The organism is Yinghuangia seranimata (assembly GCF_029953285.1).
GTDB lineage: Bacteria > Actinomycetota > Actinomycetes > Streptomycetales > Streptomycetaceae > Yinghuangia > Yinghuangia seranimata.
On sequence record NZ_JASAOI010000010.1, the window covers coordinates 74,630 to 92,437 of the forward strand.

At 72.7% G+C, this 17,808-nt stretch carries 11 protein-coding genes; 5 read left to right on the forward strand and 6 right to left on the reverse strand.

The annotated features are described in order from the left end of the window. The first annotated feature begins 37 nt into the window (after positions 1-37). The 3 genes from QI554_RS06650 (at position 38) to QI554_RS06660 (ending at position 4,911) form a co-directional block, all read left to right on the forward strand. On the forward strand, positions 38-448 hold the full coding sequence (locus QI554_RS06650; RefSeq protein WP_281466916.1) for a nuclear transport factor 2 family protein: 411 nt from the start codon (positions 38-40) through the stop codon (positions 446-448). A 133-nt stretch (positions 449-581) separates the two neighbouring features. After that, complete coding sequence (locus QI554_RS06655) at positions 582-3,119, forward strand: Tex family protein (protein ID WP_281467426.1); 2,538 nt, start codon at positions 582-584, stop codon at positions 3,117-3,119. A gap of 286 nt (positions 3,120-3,405) precedes the next feature. After that, positions 3,406-4,911 (forward strand): sialidase family protein, encoded by a 1,506-nt coding sequence (locus QI554_RS06660; protein ID WP_281466918.1) that lies wholly within the window; start codon positions 3,406-3,408, stop codon positions 4,909-4,911. Positions 4,912-4,993: 82 nt separating this feature from the next. Here QI554_RS06660 and QI554_RS06665 read toward each other — a convergent pair whose 3' ends face one another. The 4 genes from QI554_RS06665 to QI554_RS06680 form a co-directional block, all read right to left on the reverse strand. Next, a complete protein-coding gene (locus QI554_RS06665) occupies positions 4,994-5,149 on the reverse strand; it encodes a hypothetical protein (RefSeq protein ID WP_281466920.1) in 156 nt (51 codons plus the stop codon). Between the two features lie 642 nt (positions 5,150-5,791). Then, positions 5,792-6,523: a DUF7873 family protein gene (locus tag QI554_RS06670; protein WP_281466922.1), complete on the reverse strand. Its 732-nt coding sequence runs from the start codon at positions 6,521-6,523 to the stop codon at positions 5,792-5,794. Between the two features lie 82 nt (positions 6,524-6,605). Next, the gene (locus QI554_RS06675) at positions 6,606-9,128 is read right to left on the reverse strand and encodes a GcvT family protein (protein WP_281466924.1); all 2,523 of its coding nucleotides are present in this window, start codon (positions 9,126-9,128) and stop codon (positions 6,606-6,608) included. Next, positions 9,125-9,901: a GntR family transcriptional regulator gene (locus tag QI554_RS06680; RefSeq protein ID WP_281466926.1), complete on the reverse strand. Its 777-nt coding sequence runs from the start codon at positions 9,899-9,901 to the stop codon at positions 9,125-9,127. Before QI554_RS06680 ends, QI554_RS06675 begins: the two co-directional genes overlap by 4 nt. 242 nt (positions 9,902-10,143) lie before the next feature. Here QI554_RS06680 and QI554_RS06685 point away from each other — a divergent pair, with 242 nt between their 5' ends. Both QI554_RS06685 and QI554_RS06690 read left to right on the forward strand, forming a co-directional pair. Next, a complete protein-coding gene (locus tag QI554_RS06685; protein WP_281466928.1) occupies positions 10,144-11,154 on the forward strand; it encodes a phosphotransferase in 1,011 nt (336 codons plus the stop codon). A gap of 52 nt (positions 11,155-11,206) precedes the next feature. Then, positions 11,207-12,784 carry an amino acid permease gene (locus tag QI554_RS06690; protein ID WP_281466931.1) on the forward strand — a complete coding sequence of 526 codons (1,578 nt, stop codon included), beginning with the start codon at positions 11,207-11,209 and terminating at the stop codon, positions 12,782-12,784. 90 nt (positions 12,785-12,874) lie between these two features. Here QI554_RS06690 and QI554_RS06695 read toward each other — a convergent pair whose 3' ends face one another. Together QI554_RS06695 and QI554_RS06700 are read right to left on the reverse strand one after the other, a co-directional pair. Beyond that, the gene (locus tag QI554_RS06695; RefSeq protein WP_281466933.1) at positions 12,875-15,256 is read right to left on the reverse strand and encodes a hypothetical protein; all 2,382 of its coding nucleotides are present in this window, start codon (positions 15,254-15,256) and stop codon (positions 12,875-12,877) included. Positions 15,257-15,326: 70 nt separating this feature from the next. Then, positions 15,327-17,744: a hypothetical protein gene (locus tag QI554_RS06700; RefSeq protein WP_281466935.1), complete on the reverse strand. Its 2,418-nt coding sequence runs from the start codon at positions 17,742-17,744 to the stop codon at positions 15,327-15,329. Between the last annotated feature and the right edge of the window lie 64 nt (positions 17,745-17,808).

The window sequence follows — 17,808 nt, forward strand, 5'->3', positions numbered from 1 at the left end:
CCCACCCCAAGGCACCGCCACCGAAAAGGAGTTCACCGTGACCACCAACACCGCCACCGACCCGAAGAGCGTCGTCATCCGCTACGTCGAGGCCGTCAGGAACGGCGACCTGCCCGTGGTCCGCGACAGCTTCGCCGAGGACGCCACCTGGCTCTACCCCGGCGAGACGCCGTGGTCCAAGGTCTGGCGGGGCCGCGACGAGATCGTCGACGGCTTCCTCGGCGGGGCCGGCGCCCGGTTCGTGCCCGGCTCCATGGTGATCGGGCTGACCAACGTCATCGCGGACGGCGACCAGGTCGTCGCCGAGTGGACGTCCGACGCGCTGTCCGCAGAGGGCGTCGAGTACCACAACCGCTGCCTGGGCGTGTTCGTCGTGCGCGACGGCCGGATCGCCGAGGTCCGCGAGTACGCCGACACCCAGCACACCGCGCGCGTACTGTTCCCGTGACCCGGCCTCGCGACCCGTCCCCGCCGGTCCGGTGACCGGCGGGGACACGCGCGGACCACGCCGGTGCGGCATTCCGGCCGAGAGATCGGCAGAATGCCGGGGTACCCCGATGTGAAGGTGGTTCAGGTCCGTGGTGACGTCCACACCCTCTGTCAACAAGAGGATCGCCGACGAGCTCGGCGTTCGCGAAGGTCAGGTGCAGGCCGCCGTCGAGCTGCTCGACGGCGGAGCGACCGTGCCCTTCATCGCGCGCTACCGCAAGGAGGTGACCGGCACCCTCGACGACACGCAGTTGCGCACCCTCGAGGAGCGGCTGCGCTACCTGCGGGAGCTGGAGGAGCGGCGCACCGCCATCCTGGAGTCGGTCGATGCGCAGGGCAAGCTCGACGACGCGCTGCGCGAGCAGATCATGGCCGCCGACTCCAAGGCCCGGCTCGAGGACATCTACCTTCCGTACAAGCCCAAGCGGCGTACGAAGGCGCAGATCGCCCGCGAGGCGGGCCTCGAGCCGCTCGCCGACCTGCTGCTCGCCGACCCGGAGCAGGACCCGCAGGCGAACGCGGCCGGCTACGTCGACGCGGACAAGGGCGTCGCGGACGCCGCCGCCGCGCTCGACGGCGCCCGGGCGATCCTCGTCGAGCGCTTCTCCGAGGACGCCGACCTGGTCGGCGACCTGCGCGAGCGCATGTGGACGCGGGGCCGCCTCGTCGCGAAGGTCCGCGAGGGCCGCGAGGAGGCCGGCGCGAAGTTCTCCGACTACTTCGACTTCGCCGAGCCGTTCACCCGCCTCCCCTCGCACCGCATCCTCGCGATGTTCCGGGGCGAGAAGGAGGAGATGCTCACGCTCACCCTGGAGCCCGAGGAGGCGTCGGACGAGCTCGCCCCGCCGGCCGGCCCGACCGACTACGAGCAGCGCATCGCCCGCCGGTTCGGCATCGCCGACCGCGGCCGCCCGGCCGACCGGTGGCTGGGCGACACGGTGCGCTGGGCGTGGCGCACCCGGTTCCTCGTGCACCTGGGCATCGACCTGCGCGGGCGGCTGCGGCAGAGCGCCGAGGACGAGGCGGTCCGGGTGTTCGCCGCCAACCTGCGCGACCTGCTGCTCGCCGCGCCGGCCGGCACGCGCGCCACGATGGGCCTGGACCCGGGCCTGCGCACCGGCGTGAAGGTCGCCGTCGTCGACGCGACCGGCAAGGTCGTGGCCACCGACACGATCTACCCGCACGAGCCGCGGCGCCGCTGGGACGAGTCGATCGACACGCTCGCGCGGCTCGCCAAGGCGCACGGCGTCGAGTTGATCGCGATCGGCAACGGCACCGCGTCGCGCGAGACCGACAAGCTGGCCGGCGACCTGATCAAGCGGCACCCGGACCTGTCGCTCACCAAGGTCGTGGTGTCCGAGGCGGGCGCGTCGGTGTACTCCGCGTCGGCGTTCGCGTCGCAGGAGCTGCCGGGCATGGACGTGTCGCTGCGCGGCGCGGTGTCGATCGCGCGGCGCCTGCAGGACCCGCTGGCCGAGCTGGTGAAGATCGACCCGAAGTCGATCGGCGTCGGCCAGTACCAGCACGACCTGTCCGAGCTGCAGCTGTCGCGGTCGCTGGACGCCGTGGTCGAGGACTGCGTGAACGCGGTCGGCGTGGACGTCAACACCGCGTCGGCCCCGCTGCTGACCCGGGTGTCGGGCATCAGCGGCGGGCTGGCGGAGAACATCGTCCAGCACCGCGACGCGAACGGCCCGTTCAGGAACCGCAAGGCGCTCAAGGACGTGGCCCGGCTCGGGCCGAAGGCGTTCGAGCAGTGCGCGGGCTTCCTGCGCATCCCCGGCGGCGACGACCCGCTGGACGCGTCCAGCGTGCACCCCGAGGCGTACCCGGTGGTGCGGCGCATCCTCACGGCGGTCGGCGGCGACGTCGGCGCGGTGATCGGCAAGGGGCAGGTGCTGCGCTCGCTCAGCCCGAAGGACTTCGTGGACGAGCAGTTCGGCCTGCCGACCGTCACCGACATCCTCGCCGAGCTGGAGAAGCCGGGGCGTGACCCGCGCCCGGCGTTCAAGACGGCGGCGTTCAAGGAGGGCGTCGAGCAGCTCACCGACCTCACGCCGGGGATGCTGCTGGAGGGCGTGGTCACGAACGTCGCGGCGTTCGGCGCGTTCGTCGACGTCGGCGTGCACCAGGACGGCCTCGTCCACGTGTCCGCGATGTCCGACACGTTCGTGAAGGACCCGCGTGACGTGGTCAAGCCCGGCGACATCGTCCGGGTGAAGGTGCTCGACGTCGACATCCCGCGCAAGCGGATCTCGCTGACGCTGCGCCTGGAGGAGCCCGCGGCGGGCGGCGGTTCGGGCACCGGCGAGGGCGGCGGCGGACGCCGTACCGCGCCGGGGCCGCGCCGTCCGCAGACCGGCGGCGGCCAGGGCGGGCGCCAGGGCGGCGGTCAGGGCGGCGGTCAGGGCGGGCAGAGCGGTCAGGGCGGCCAGGGCAGCCGTACCCAGGGCGGCGGCCGCGGCCAGGGTGCAGGACGGCCGCAGCAGCAAGGGCAGCGGGACGACCGGGGCCGGCGCGACGACCGCGGCCGCGGCAACGCGCCGGCCGGCGGCGGCGCACTCGCGGACGCTCTGCGCCGGGCCGGGCTGGTCGAGGGCGACGGCGGACCGGCGCGCGGCAAGCGCTGACCCGCCTCCCCGGCGCAGGGCCGGGGGCTGAGCGAAGCACGAAGGGCGGGCCCGGAGTTCCGGGCCCGCCCTTCGGCGTGTTCAGCATGCGATGACCTGACCGGTGATCTCCCGAAGTTTGGTAGATCGTCGGTAATCACTCGGTATTGCGGCCCACCCGCCCGACCGCCCCTCTGACAGCATGTGTCCGCCCGCGGACCGTGGTGCGGTACTCCCCCGGCCCGGGCGTCAGCGCCCCTTGCACGGCACGGCAGTTCCATCCCGACATCCCCGGAAGGAATCAGCCTTGTCCACATGGCCCATGCGGATGTCCGCGATCGCGATCGCGTCCGCCGCAGCCCTGGTGTTCACGAACGGATCGGCCGGCGCTGTGGTGCCGCTGATCCAGATCAGCACCGACCCGTTCACCACGCAGACCGGCCAGCACGCGGCCGAGGTCGAGCCGGACACCTTCAGCTTCGGCTCCACCGAGGTCGCCGCGTTCCAGGTCGGCCGGATCAACGACGGCGGCGCGACCGACACCGGCTTCGCGACCAGCACCGACAACGGCGCGACGTGGACCCACGGCCTGCTGCCCGGCGTCACGAAGTTCGCGGGCGGCGGCATCTACGACCGGGCCACCGACGCGTCGGTGGCGTACGACGCCAAGCACGCCACATGGATCGTCTCGTCGCTCGGCCTGCTCGAGTCGGGCGGCGTGCACGGCGCCGCCGTGGTCACCAGCCGCTCCACCGACGGCGGGCTGACCTGGACCGCGCCCACCACCGTGGCCACCGGCGCGGACCTCGACAAGAACTGGACGGTGTGCGACAACACGCCCGCCAGCCCGTTCTACGGCAACTGCTACACCCAGTGGGACGACCACGGGAACGGCAACCGCATCAAGATGTCGACGTCGAGCGACGGCGCCGGCACCTGGGGCGCCGCGAAGAACACCGGTGGCAACGCCACCGGCATCGGCGGACAGCCGGTCGTCCAGCCGAACGGCACGGTGATCGTGCCGATGGCGAACGCGTTCACCACCAGCATCCGCGTGTTCCGGTCCACCAACGGCGGCTCGACGTGGTCGAGCGCGTCGACGATCTCGTCGATCAGCGGCCGGACGGTCGCCGGCGGGCTGCGCACCAGCGCGATGCCGAGCGCCGAGATCGACGCGTCCGGCAAGGTCTACGTGGTGTGGCAGGACTGCCGCTTCCGGGCCTCGGGCGGGTCCTGCACGTCGAACGACATCGTGATGTCGACGTCGACGAACGGCACGTCGTGGTCCGCGGTCACCCGCATCCCGATCGACGCGACGTCCAGCACCGTCGACCACTTCATCCCGGGCATCGCGGTCGACCCGACGACGTCGGGCGCGACGGCGAAGCTGTCGCTGACGTACTACTACTACCCGGTGGCCAACTGCACCGTGTCCACGTGCCAGTTGAACGTCGGCCAGGTCAGCTCCACCAACGGCGGTTCGACGTGGACCGCGCCGACGCAGCTGGCCGGGCCGATGAGCCTGTCGTGGCTGCCCGGTACGACGCAGGGCCCGATGGTCGGCGACTACATCTCGTCGTCGTTCCTGAACGGCAAGGCGTTCCCGGTGTTCATGGTCGCCGCCGCGAAGTCCGGCAGCACCTTCAACCAGGCCGCGTACACGCCGTCCGGCGGTGTGACGCCGCTGGCCGGCAGCTCCGCCGCGGTCGCGGAGACCGCGCAGCAGGCGACGTTCTCGCAGGTGTACGCGGCGATCGACGAAATCCAGAAGCGCATCGAGGAAGCGCTCGGCGAGGGCGGGGAGTCGCCCTGACCGAGCGGCCCCCGACGTAGGACGCGGCGGGGGGGGGGGGGGGGGGGGCCCCCCCCGCCCCCCCCCCCCCGCCGCGGTGTGCTCAACGGAATTCCACGACCTGGGTGGGGTGGCCGGTCGCCGTGCTGTGGGCCCGCCCCGCGACGGACGCCGCGTGGGCCGAGCGGTAGCGCTGCCGGTCCTTGCCGCGAATGGTCGGACACGACGTGATCAGGCACTTCCAGCCCCAAGTACTCACGGGACACCTCCGTGTGCGTCGAACGGTGTACCGCTTCCTCACTCGACGGAGTGAGAAGGCGATACCGCACACAACATCAACGGGGGACCCGGGGTGGCGGGCGGCGGCGGCCTCGTCATGGAACCCGGACGAAATCACGACTGATCCGTGAAGTTCGCAATCGGTTCGTTTTCCCAGGGGCCGAGAATATCACGCTCCGCAGTCACGCGATTACTCTTCGCGAATCACCCTGGAGTGGGAGTGAATTGGTGGAGCCCGGGGGTCTAGCCTGCCCCCGGGCCCCGGTGTGCCACCGATCGTGTGGCCCGGCACGTTTAAGAGGCCGGGTCATTCTGAAATCGCCGTGTCTTCCCATTGGACCATCTCCGCACGAAGCGCGGAGAACGGGAGTCGAACCCGCATCCGACGACGACCGCCCGACCCCGGGCGATCCGGGCCGTGGTGGCGAATACTCAGACTGGAGCGAGAAGTTGACGAGGACCGCGGCTGCCTCTGCCAGTTGGGCCACCCCGGCGTGCGTGTGCCGGGGGCAGGATTCGAACCTGCACCGTACCGCGTTGTGACAACGAGCCTCAGCGTGAGCTTTGCGCTCCTGGCGCGTCCCGGCGCCGACCTGAGCGGCGGCCCCGGGAGTCTGTGAGACTACCCGAGCAGGTAGTCGAACACCACGGCGCCGACGCTGCGGTCGGTCACCTCGGCGCTGTTCGCCTCCTCCCGGGCGAACTTGACGGCGTGCTGCAACTTCTCGACCCGGTCGAGGAGTTCGTTGATGCGGCGGGCGGGCAGCGCGCCGGAGAACTTCACGGTCGTCCAGTAGCCGACGGCGACGTCCTCGAAGTACATCTCGACCTGCGCCGGGTGCTCCGCGGTCGCCTCGGCCTTGACGTGGTTCCGCGGCACCTTCTTCGTGCGGACGGTGCGCACCGGCTCGGTGCGCCACGCGTCCGTCGACGGGTCCTGCGTCCAGGTCTCGGCGGCGTCGAGCACCGGCAGCTTGCGCACGAACGTGTGCAGGTCTACCAGCTGCTTCTCGAGGAAAAGCAGGTAGGAGACCGGGACTTCGCGCAGCAGCGTGGTGCCGGCGACCACCACGTCGGCGCACGCCTCGCGGTTGGACCAGTCCTTCGTCGCGGTGACGTCGAACAGCCGGGTCAGGGTGGCCGCGGTGGCGCGCAGCACGTCCTCGGCCTTGACCTGCACGCGGGTGGACTCGGGCGGCAGTTGCTCGCCTTCCTCGTCCTTGGCCTGGTAGGTGCGCGAAATGCCGGACAGCAGCGTGGCCTTCTGCAGGTCGTGGTGCGCCTGCGTCAGGTCCTGGAAGGCCTTGGCCTTGACGCCCTTCTCGACGGCGATGATCTGGTTCAGCTTCGTCACGGTCGACCACCCTAGTGAGATCCGATGAAACGACCTACGGATTTTCCGAGTTGGCGGTTCGCGGGAGCGCGAGGGATGCGGCTCAGCCTCGTACCCGCAGCCCCGCGGGGTCGTAGAGCACCGCGGGCCCCACCTCGGCCGCGTAGCGGTCGCCGAACAGCTCGACCTCGACGGGCGTTCCGGGCTTGGCGCGGTCGGCCGGCAGGTACGCGTACGCGATCGACTTCCCGACCGTGTGCCCGAAGCCGCCGGAGGTCACCCGCGCGACCACCGCGCCGTCCAGCCAGACCGGTTCGCGTCCCAGGCACACCGCGCGCGGGTCCTCCAGGACGAGGCACGCCAGCTTGCGGGCGAGTCCCTCGGAACGGGCCCGCACGAGCGCGTCACGGCCGAGGAACCCGCCCGGCTTGGCGGCCTCGTCGAGCTTGACGCAGAAGCCGAGGCCGGCCTCGTACGGGTTGGTCTCGGGCGTCAGGTCGGTGCCCCACACCCGGTAGCCCTTCTCCAGCCGCAGCGTCTCGATCGCCCGGTACCCGCCGGGCGTCACGCCGGGCAGTTCGGCGAGCGTGCGCCACAGCGCGGCGCCGTACTCGGCGGAGCAGAAGAGCTCCCAGCCCAGTTCGCCGACGAAGGTGACCCGCCCGGCGCGCACCGGCACGTCGCCGACGGTGGTCTCACGGGACGTCAGGTACGGGAAGGCCGCGTCCGACAGGTCGTCAGGGGTGAGCGGGGCCAGCAGGTCGCGGGCGTGCGGCCCCCACAGGGCGAAGCAGGCGAGCGCGCCGGTGACGTCGGAGACCCGCACCGACCCGTCGCGCGGCGCGTGCGCGCGGATCCACGCCAGGTCGCGCGTCCCGGAGGCGGTGCCGGTGACCACCAGGAACGCGTCCTCGGCGGTGCGGGTGACGGTCAGGTCGGCCTCGATGCCGCCGCGCGCGTTGAGCATCTGCGTGTACGTCACATCGCCCACGTCGCGCGCGACCCGGTTGTCGCACAGCCATTCGAGCAGTCCGGCGGCACCCGCCCCGGTCACCTCGATCTTGGCGAACGAGGACTCGTCGAAGAGGCCGGCCGCGGCGCGGGTCGCGGCGTGCTCCTCCGCGACGGCGGGCGCGTGGTCCCGCCCGGCCCAACCGTGGGGCCGCGTCCCGAGTCCTGCCCCCTGACTGTGCCGCCCATCCTCACCAATCCGTTCCTCCCCCGGCTGCCCGGACCCCCCGGGCTCGTGCGATCCGGCGGACCGCGCGTAGTAGTTCACCCTCTCCCATCCGGCCTTCTCGCCGAACACCGCGCCGTGTGAGACGTGCCACGCGTAGGCGGGCGACACGCGGAGCGGGCGGCCGGCGGTGCGCTCGGCGTCCGGGAACGGGATGTCGTAGTAGCTCTCGTAGTTCTCGACCGTGCGCTTGAGTGTGTATCCCGGCGAGCGGTAGTGGGTGGCGAATCGCCGGATATCCATGTGGTGGACGTCCAGGCCGGGTTCGCCGTCGAGGATCCAGGCGGCCATGACCTGGCCGATGCCGCCCGCGCCGGCGATGCCGTGCGCGCAGAAGCCGGCGGCGACGTAGAACCCGCCGACCTCGCTCTCGCCGAGGACGAACTCGTTGTCCGGGGTGAAGGCTTCGGGGCCGTTGATGAGCTTGCGCACGCCGACCGACGCCATCGCGGGCACCCGCAGGGCGGAGTTCTCGGCGATCTCCTCGAAGCGCGGCCAGTCCTCGGCGAGCAGCCGCCCGTTGAAGTCGGCGGGCACCGCGTCGCGGGAGCCGCGGGTGAGCGCCCAGGGCTTCGAGGTGCGTTCGTAGCCGCCCATGAGCAGGCCGTCGACCTCCTCGCGGAAGTAGACGAGCCGGTCCGGGTCGCGCAGCGTGGGCAGGTGGGTTCCGTCGCGCTCACGCAGCGGTTCGGTGACCAGGTACTGGTGCGACATCGGCACGACCGGGACGCGGACGCCCGCCATGCGGGCGATCTCGGCGGCGTAGATGCCGCCGCAGTCGACGACCGCCTCGGTCTCGATGTCGCCGCGGTCGGTGCGCACCCGCACGACGCGGCCGCCGTGCGTGTCGATCGCGACGACGCGGGTGTGGGTCGCGATGGTGACGCCTGCCGCGCGGGCTCCGGCGGCGAGCGAGTACGTCAGCTGCGACGGGTCGACGTAGCCGTCGGTGGGCAGGTAGGCGGCGCCGAGCACGCCCTCGGTGCTCGCGAGCGGGAACAGCTCACGGACCTCGGCCGGGGATATCTCGACGAGCGGCAGTCCGACGGTGCGCGCCCAGCCGATCTGCCGGCGGATCTCCTCCATGCGCTCGGGCGTGCAGCCGAGCCGGATGCCGCCGCACTCGACGAACCCCGGCGGGTTCTCACCCTGTTGCAGCTCGCGGTAGAGCTCGGCGGAGTACATGTTCATGCGGGTGAGCGTCGGGTCGGCGCGCAGCTGGCCGACCAGGCCCGCGGAGTGGAAGGTCGAGCCGCTGGTGAGCTCGGCGCGGTCGAGGACGACGACGTCGGTCTCGCCGCGCCGGGCGAGGTGGTAGGCGACGCTGGTGCCGCCGACGCCTCCGCCGATGACGACGATCCGGGCACGGGACGGCAGTTCGCGGGTCACGGCGTGGGTCCTTCCGGTCGGTGGTCGTGGTCGTGGGTGGTCCACACGACGACGCGGGTGCGGTCGCCGCGGAACAGGTCGTCGGCGTGCTCGACCGGGACGCCGGACGCGTCGTAGGCGGTCCGCTCGATGGCCAGCAACGGGGTGCCGTAGGGGATTTCGAGGAGCACGGCCATCTCGTGGTCGGCCGCGACCGGCTCGATGCGTTCCACGGCGTGCTGCGGCGCGCGGCCGTAGCGGTCACGCAGCAGCTCGTACACCGAGCCACCGAGCGCCTGTTCGGCCAGGTCGGGGAACAACTCGGCGGGGAAGCGGGAGCGTTCGAGCGCTATGGGCTCGCCGTCCGCGAGCCGGACGCGGGTGATGTGCACGGCGAGCGCGTCGGGGGCGAGCCGCAGCGCGGCGGCGACGCGCGCGTCGGCGGGGGCGAGGCTGACGGACAGGATGCGCGCGCCGGCCTCCAGGCCCTGGCGGCGGATGTAGTCGGCGAGTCCGCTGAACGCGCCGAGGTCGCGCTCGACCTTGGGGGCGGCCACGAAGGTGCCGCCGCCGCGTCCGGGGCGGCGCACCACGAAGCCGCTGCGTTCGAGGTCGTGCAGCGCGAGCCGGAGCGTGGAGCGGCTCACGCCCAACCGGTCGGCCAGTTCGCGTTCCGAGGGCAGCCGGTCGCCCTGCCGGTAGCCGCCGGCGCGGATGGTGTCGGCGACGCCGCGCCACGCGCGGCCGCGCAGGGACGCGTCCGGGGCGGTCGCGACGGGAGTGTCGTCGGGCATGCCGCCGTTCCTATCACCCGAACCCCGCCAAAGGACATACCAATTGGTGCATCGGTCGGACCAAAGTTCCCCTGAGCGAACTCTTGACGCCGCTCGCCGAGACTCGCAGACTTCCGGAGCACCGCACGTCAAAGCCCTGCCGCGAGTCCCCAGCACCTGCTCAGCAAACGCCCTGACGCCTGCCGTGTTTCGAATGGGTTAAGGGCAACCCATTCAGTTAGCGCCGACCGCTTGGACACACCGTGACGGCTGCCCCGGTTCCCACCCCCGGCGGTGCCGGTCCCGTCGGACCGCCGCCTCCCGGCTTCGCCGACCTGCTGGTCCGGGCCGGGGTCACCCCCGGCCAGGACCCGGTCTTCACACCGCTCACCGGCGGCCTGAGCCACCGCGTCGTGCGCGTCGACGCCGGTCCCGAGCGGTGGATCCTGCGCGTCCTGGACCCCGCGGTCAGCGCCGCCGGACTGGGCGTCCCGGCCGAACGGGAGATCGCCAACACGGTCGCCGCGGCACGGGCCGGCGTCGGCCCACGGGTCGTCGGCGTGGTCGTGGAACCTCCGGCGGTCGTCCTGGAGTTCATCGACGCCCGCACCCTGACCGCCGCCGACCTGACCGACCCCGACCGGTTGGCGCGGATCGCGGCGGCCTGCCGCCGGCTGCACACGGGCACGGCCCGGTTCGACAACGGCTTCGACGTCTTCCGCAAGGCCGAGGAGCTCCTCGACCGCTGCCGGCGGCACGACCTGCCGGTGCCGCCCGACTACGCCGACCGGCTGGCCGACCTGGCCCGCATCGAACAGGCGGTGGCCGCCGCGCCGCTGCCCGCCGTCCCGTGCCACAACGACCTGCTGCCCGCCAACCTGCTGGACGACGGCGACCGGGTGCGGATCATCGACTACCAGCTGTCCGGCATGAACGACCCCGCCTTCGAGCTCGGCGACATCGCCGCCGAGGCGTGCCTGTCCCCCGACCTGGTCGAGGTGCTGGCCGCCGGCTACTTCGGCGCCGAGCTGACCGCGCCGCTGCTGGCGCGGGTGCGGCTCTACCGGATCGCCTCCGACATCGCCTGGACCCTGTGGTTCGCGGTCCACCACGGCCTGCTCGCCGGCGCCGCCGCGTCCCCCGGGTTCGACTACGAGGGCGAGGCCGCCGACAAGTGGGCTCGGGCCGTCGCCGCGCTGGACGCCGCCGACTTCGGCGCGCTGCTGGCGTGCGCGGCCGGACGTACCGGACCACCCTCCCGCGGCCGCCCCTGACCGGCCCCCCATGTGTCCCGCTCCGTCCCCCGACCCATCCCCAGGAGGTGCCATGGCGACCACCGTGCCCGAGGACGTACCCGGCAACGCGCCCGCCCCGCAGGCCGACGCCGACGCGGAACGGCTCGCCCAGCTCGGCTACAAGCAGGAGCTGTCGCGCAGCTGGAGCGGTTTCTCCAACTTCGCGATCTCGTTCTCGATCATCTCGATCCTGTCGGGCTGCTTCACGACCTTCTACCAGGCGTGGAACAACGGCGGCCCGATCGCGATCACCTGGGGATGGCCGGTGATCGCGGGCTTCATCCTGATCATCGGGTTCTGCATGTCCGAGCTCGTCTCGGCGTACCCGACGGCCGGCGGCATCTACTGGTGGGCGGCCAAGCTCGGCAAGCCGGTGCACGGCTGGTACACCGGGTGGCTCAACCTGGTCGGCCTCATCGCGGTGACCGCTTCCGTCGACTACGGCTGCGCGTCCTTCACCAGCATCCTCGTCGGCATGTACGACAGCAGCTGGGACACCGGCGACCTGCACGCGACGTTCTACATCTTCCTCGGCATCCTCGCCCTGCACGCGCTGATCAACATCTTCGGCCACCACCTGATCGCCCTGCTGCAGAACGTCTCCGTGTACTGGCACGTGTTCGGCGTCCTGGTCGTCGTCGCGATCCTGCTGTTCGGCCCGGACTCGCACCAGAGCGCGTCGTTCGTCTTCACCGAGCGCATCAACAACTCGGGCTTCGGCGAGTCGTGGTTCTGGTTCTTCATCCTGCCGATGGGCTTCCTGCTGACGCAGTACACGATCACCGGCTTCGACGCGTGCGCGCACGTGTCCGAGGAGACCAAGGGCGCGTCGGTCAGCGCCGCGAAGGGCCTGTGGAAGTCGATCTTCTACTCGGCGATCGGCGGCTGGATCCTGCTGCTCGCCTTCCTGTTCGCCGCCACCGACGTCGAGGCGATCAACGGCGGCGGCGGCGCGATCAACGTCCTGCTCACCACCGCGCTCAGCTCGGCGCTCGCCAAGACCGTCATCCTGATCTCGGTGGTCGGCCAGTTCCTGTGCGGCATGAGCTGCGTGACCAGCCTGTCGCGGATGGGCTACGCGTTCAGCCGGGACGGCGGCGTGCCCGGGTCGAAGCTGTGGTCCAAGGTCGACGCCAACCGCACGCCGGTGAACGCCGTCCTCGGCGGCACCGTGGCGGCCGCGGTACTGACCCTCCCCGCCCTCTACAAGAGCCCGAACGGCCAGCCGACCGCGTTCCTCGCCGTCACCTCGGTCGCGGTCATCGGCCTGTACCTCGCGTTCCTCATCCCGATCTGGCTGCGGCTGCGGCAGGGCGAGTCGTTCCAGGTCGGACCGTGGAACCTGGGGCCGAAGTACAAGTGGATGTGCTGGGTGGCGGTCAGCGAGATCGCGGTGATCTCGGTGTACTTCGTCCTGCCGTTCTCGCCGGCCGGCATCCCCGGCAAGGACGAGTTCGACTGGACGGCCGTCAACTACTCGCCGATCGCGCTCGGCACGGTGCTGATCGGCATCACCCTGTGGTGGTTCCTCAGCGCCCGCACCTGGTTCACCGGCCCCCGCCGCACCGTCGACGAGGCGCCGGAGAAGGCGGCGGCCGCGGCCGACTGACCCGCGGCTCGCCGAACGCGCGGCCCCGCCCGGACGTACCGCCGGGACGGGGCCGCGCGCCGTTCCGGCGGTACGTGCCCGCCCCGGTCGTCAGGCGGACGCGGCGGACGCGGTGGCCAGCAGCTCCGGGAACGTCCCGTGGAAGCTGTCGAACAGGTGGATCGCCACCGCCCACGCGTCGGTGTCCCCACCCAGGTGACGTTCGGTCAACTCCCGGGCCTCGGCGCACGGTTCGCTCCACGTGCGGCGGCTGTAGTAACGCCGGTCGATGGCGAGGTCGTTCAGGAACCGGCTCACCTCGGGCGCCTCCAACAGCACGTCCACCGGCGTGAGCGTCTTCCGGTACAGCAGCGAGTCCAGCCGGTGCCACGTGGCGTGCCCGTGGCCGACCGTGGCACGGACCGCCGCCAGCGCGAACTCCCGCGAGCAGTCCTTGCGGTCGGCCAGCGCCGCGACCATCACGGGGGTCAGCAGGCCCTCGTCGGCGGCCTCCGCGAGCTCCGTCCACGGCATCGGCAGGCCCTCGCCCGCGACCTTGCGCACCAGCGCCTCCGGGTCGTCCGCGCGCTTGCGCAGCCGCTTGAGGACGTTCTCCGGCGCGTCCTCGACGGCCAGCAGCGCGCGCAGCCGGTCCAGGCCGTCCGGTTCGGCGAGCGCCTCCCGGACGGTCTTGACGGTCTTGACCGGCATCCGCTCCAGGTCCAGGACCGGGCCGACGGCGTCCGCCCCCTCACGCTCCCACAGGGCGATCAGCAGGCGCAGCCGGCCGCCTTCGGTGCCCAGCCGCAGGCGCTCCGCGATCACGCGCGCCACACCCGCGTCGCCGGACGGCAGGCCCGCGACCACGTGCGCGCGGTAGTGCCCGAGGTTGACCGTCTCGAGCGCGTCCAGCATCGGCTGGGGGACGGGGCCGCGGGTGCCGTCGCGGCGGGTGCCGTCCAGCAGGCGCACGCGCTCCTTCATGCTGATGTTCCCGTGCAGGAACAACGCGGCGTCGCACTCGGGGACGTCCTGGTCGAGCAGCCACTCCCGGACCTCGGGGGTGTGCCGGGCGGTGGCGCCGAACGCGGCGTATCCGGCCGGGCCGTGGGCCTCCAGCAGCGCGTCGCGGACCCGGTCCGACGGGTTGCCGAACACCAGCTGGTGCTGCACCGCGCGCAGGTCCAGGTGCGGCGCGAGCGCGACGAGGACGTCGTCCGGCATGCACTGCAGCACGGCCAGCAGCGTCTCCCGGGTGTTCTCCGCGTGCGTCGCCGGCCACGCCGGCTCCAGCGGCCGGGGCCAGCGCACGCTGCGCTTGCCGGTCCCCGACGCCACCTCGGCGACGAACTCCGCGGCGGTCCCCGTGTAGCGGGCCAAACGCGCGTAGAACGTCAGCCAGTTGCCCGCGTCGGTGCCGAGCGGGGCGAGGAGCTCCGCGACCGCCTCGGCGACGCCGGGCTCGCCGTACGGCAGCGAGGCGAGCACCAGCCCGGCGCGGGGCACCTCTTTGAACATCCGCGCCGTGTCGAGGGATCCGTTCGCGACCCAGCGGCGCACCCCCTTGGTGAAGTACCACTGCTCCTCGTCGAGCAGCTTCGCGCTGGTGAGCAGGTCGAACGGGAGCGCCGCCGCGTGCTCGACGGTGCCGCTCACGTTGACTGCGAACGCCTCGCGCACCAACTCCTCGGGGCAGCCCGCCCATCCGGTCACCCACGCCATCGGGTTCCGGTCGAACGGCAGGCGCTCGTGCTCCCGCAGGACCGCGTCCCAGTCCAGCGGCGGGACGTCCTCGGGGCTGACCTTGCTCGTGTTGTGCCGCACCGCGCCGAGCGCGCGCACCGCCGCCCGGTCGGTCCACTCGCCCGGCGGGCGGCGCTCGGCCAGGTAGGCGGTCGGCGACTCCACGTTGGCGGCGGCCCGCACCATGTCGGCCAGCCCGGGGTGGCCCAGGTCGTGGTTCGCCAGGTCCCGCAGGGCGTCGCGGCCGCCCCGTACGGCGACCGCGACGCACATGTCGATCGCGACCGCGAACGGGTAGAGGCGGCAGCCCGCGGCGGCGACCTGGCGCGTCAGCACCGCGAACGGCCAGCGCATCGCCTCGACCGGGTCGACCCGCGCGACCATGCGCAGCAGGTGGACCAGGCCCCTGTCGGTGTGCCACTCCGGGTCGTCGGGGTCGGCGATGTGCGCCACGACCTCGTCCAGCACCGAGGCGGCTATTCGGTCGCGCATCTGGAACAGGTCGGTGGAGGTCCGCGGGTCGCCCAGCCGTGCCGCGCGCAGGTACAGGTCCGTCGCGCTGTCGTCCGTCGTGTCGTTCAGGTAGCCGGCGAGGTCGAAGCCGCCCTGCGCGAGGATCTTGGCGGCGGCGTGCCGCGGTATGCCGGAGTGGTCGGCCAGGATCTCCTCGGCCTGCGACCGGAACCGGTCCACGAGCTCGGCCGCGACCCGCGGCGGGGCGAGGCGCAGCGCGGCGGTCAGTTCACGCACTTGGGGGCTTCCTTCGGTCGAACGGGGACGGGACGGGGTCGATTGCGGGGGCCGGGCCGTGCCGACGCGGTCAGGCGATGCGGGTCGCGGCGCCCGCGACCGCCAGGAGTTCGGGCAGCGTGCCGGTGAACTCCTCGAGCAGGCGCACCGCGACAGTCCACGCCTCGGCGTCGTCACCGAGATGACGCTCGGTCAGAGCACGCGCCTCGGCGCAGGGTTCGCTCTCCGGGCCGGAGCCTTCGCGCTGCGGGTCGGCCGCGACGTACCGCAGGTACTGGCCGGGCTGCGCTGCGCCCTCGACGAGGTCCGCCGGCGTGAGCGTGCCCGCCTTCGTCAGCCGGATGCGCCACTCGGAGTCGTACTGCTCGCCCCGGCCCGTGCGTTCGATGCGCAGCCGCTGCGCGTCGAGGGCGGCGAGCGCGAACTCCCGCGTGCACTCCGGGCGCAGCGCGAGCGCGCCGGTCACCGTGGGGGCGAGGACCCCGTCGCGCACCGCCTGGGCCAGCTCCGGCCACGGCAGTTCCCCGCCCTCCTCCTCGAACTGCCGCAGCAGGTCGTGGGCGGCGCCGGTGGTCACCACCTTGCGGGACAGGTGCGCGACGACCCGGTCCGGCGCCTCCGCCGCGACCAGCCGGGCGCGGAGCAGCTCCAGGCCGTCCGGCGCGGCGAGGTCGCCGCGCACCGCGGCCGTCGTCGCGGCCGGCATCCGGCCGAGGTCCAGCAGGGCCGCCACCGCGTCGGGGCCGTGCCCCGCCCAGACCTTCTCCAGGAGCCGCAGGCGCGCGGGCTCCGTCGCCAGCCGGATCCGCTCCAGGACCACCCGGGCCACCGCCGGGTCGCCCGAGCCGATCCCGGCCGTCAGCCGGGAGCGGTTGTGCTGCGGCAGCACCTCGCCCAGCGCCTCCAGCAGTTCGGGGCCCGCCGGGTGGTGGCGTCCGGCGAGCAGGTCGGCGCGGAAGGCGTGGGTCAGCGGGGCGTACCGGAACAGCGCGGCGTCCACGGCGTCGTCCGCCTGCGCGGCCAGCCACTTCGCCGCCGGCTCCGGCAGGTCGGGGCCGGACGCGTACGCCACCAGCGCCCGTTGGCCGTACACCTCCACCAACGCGTCCCGCACCCGCTCCGACGGCGTCCCGAAAGCCAGCAGGTGCTGCACCGCGCGGACGTCGAAGTGCGGTGCCAGCGCGACCGTCACGTCCTCCGACACACACCCGAGCAGGTCCAGGAACAGCCGCCTCGTGTTGTCGGGCTCCGTCGCCGGGAACACCGCCGGAAGCGCGCGCGGCCACGCCTCGACGCGCTTGCGGCGCGGGGCGCCCGTACGCGGGTTCACCTCCACGATCTCCGCGACCAGGGCACCCAGCGGGCCCTTGTAGCGCGGTATTCGCGAACACAGCGTCAGCCACGCCGAGGGCTCGGTGCCGAGCGGCGCCAACGCCTTCGCGACCGCCTCGCCCACCACCGGCTCCTGGAACGGCAGCGCGCCCAGCACCGCGACCACCGGCTCGGCCTCGGCGATCACCCGCTCGGCGGACCACCAGCCCTCCCGCACACCGCGCCACATCGCGTTGCGGAACTGGTAGTCGTGGTCGCGCAGCTTGGCGTCGCCGACCACCTCGAACGGAAGCCGCGCGGCGTGCGTCACCGCCTGCCAGACGTTGGCCTCCGTCGCCAGCGCCACCAGGTCGTCCGGGCAGCCCGGCCACGCCGACAGCCACACCAGCGAATCCGGCGAGAACGGCCGGCGCTCGTGCTCACGGCGGACCAGCTCCCAGTCCAACGGCGGCTTCTCCGCGGGCGGACGGCCGTTCGCGTCCCGGATCCGCACCAGCGCCCGCACGGCCGTGCGGTCCGTCCACTCGCCCTCGGGCCTGGCCGCGGCCAGCGTCTCGGCCGGCTTCCGGGACGCCGCCGCCGCGCGGATCAGCTCCGCCAGGCCCTCGTGTCCCAGGCGCGTCTCGGCGACCTGCAACAACGCCAACGGGCCGCACCGCTCCGCCACACCCACGAGCAGGTCGACCGCCACCGCGTACGGCACCCGCGCACACAACTCGAACGCCGCCTGCCGCACCAGCTCGTCGAACGGCCAGCGCAACGGCCCGTACGGATCCCGCCGCAACAACACCCGCAACTGCGGCTCCAGCCCGGCCTGCTCCGCCCACCGCCGGTCGCCGGACTCCGCCAACCCCTCCAACAGCGCGTCGACGAGCTCCAGATCCTCGGCGTCCGCCCCGCGCAGCACGCGCGCCGCCACCTCGGGCACCCCGAACGCGGCCACCCGCACCAACAGCTCCCGCCGGTACTCCTCCGTCGGCGCGGTCAACGCCCGTACGGCGTCGACCGCCCCCTCGTCGAGCAACCGCTCCACCCCGGCCTCGGGAACCCCGAGCCACGTCTCCAACACGCCCACGACCTTCGGCCGAAAGCGCTCGACCAACGCCTCCGCGACCTTCGGCGGCGCCAAGCGCAACGCGGTGACCAGCTCGAACACGCGCAACCGTCCTCGTGGATCGTCACAACCGGAACGTGGAAAGCCCCGGCACGACCGCGGCGGT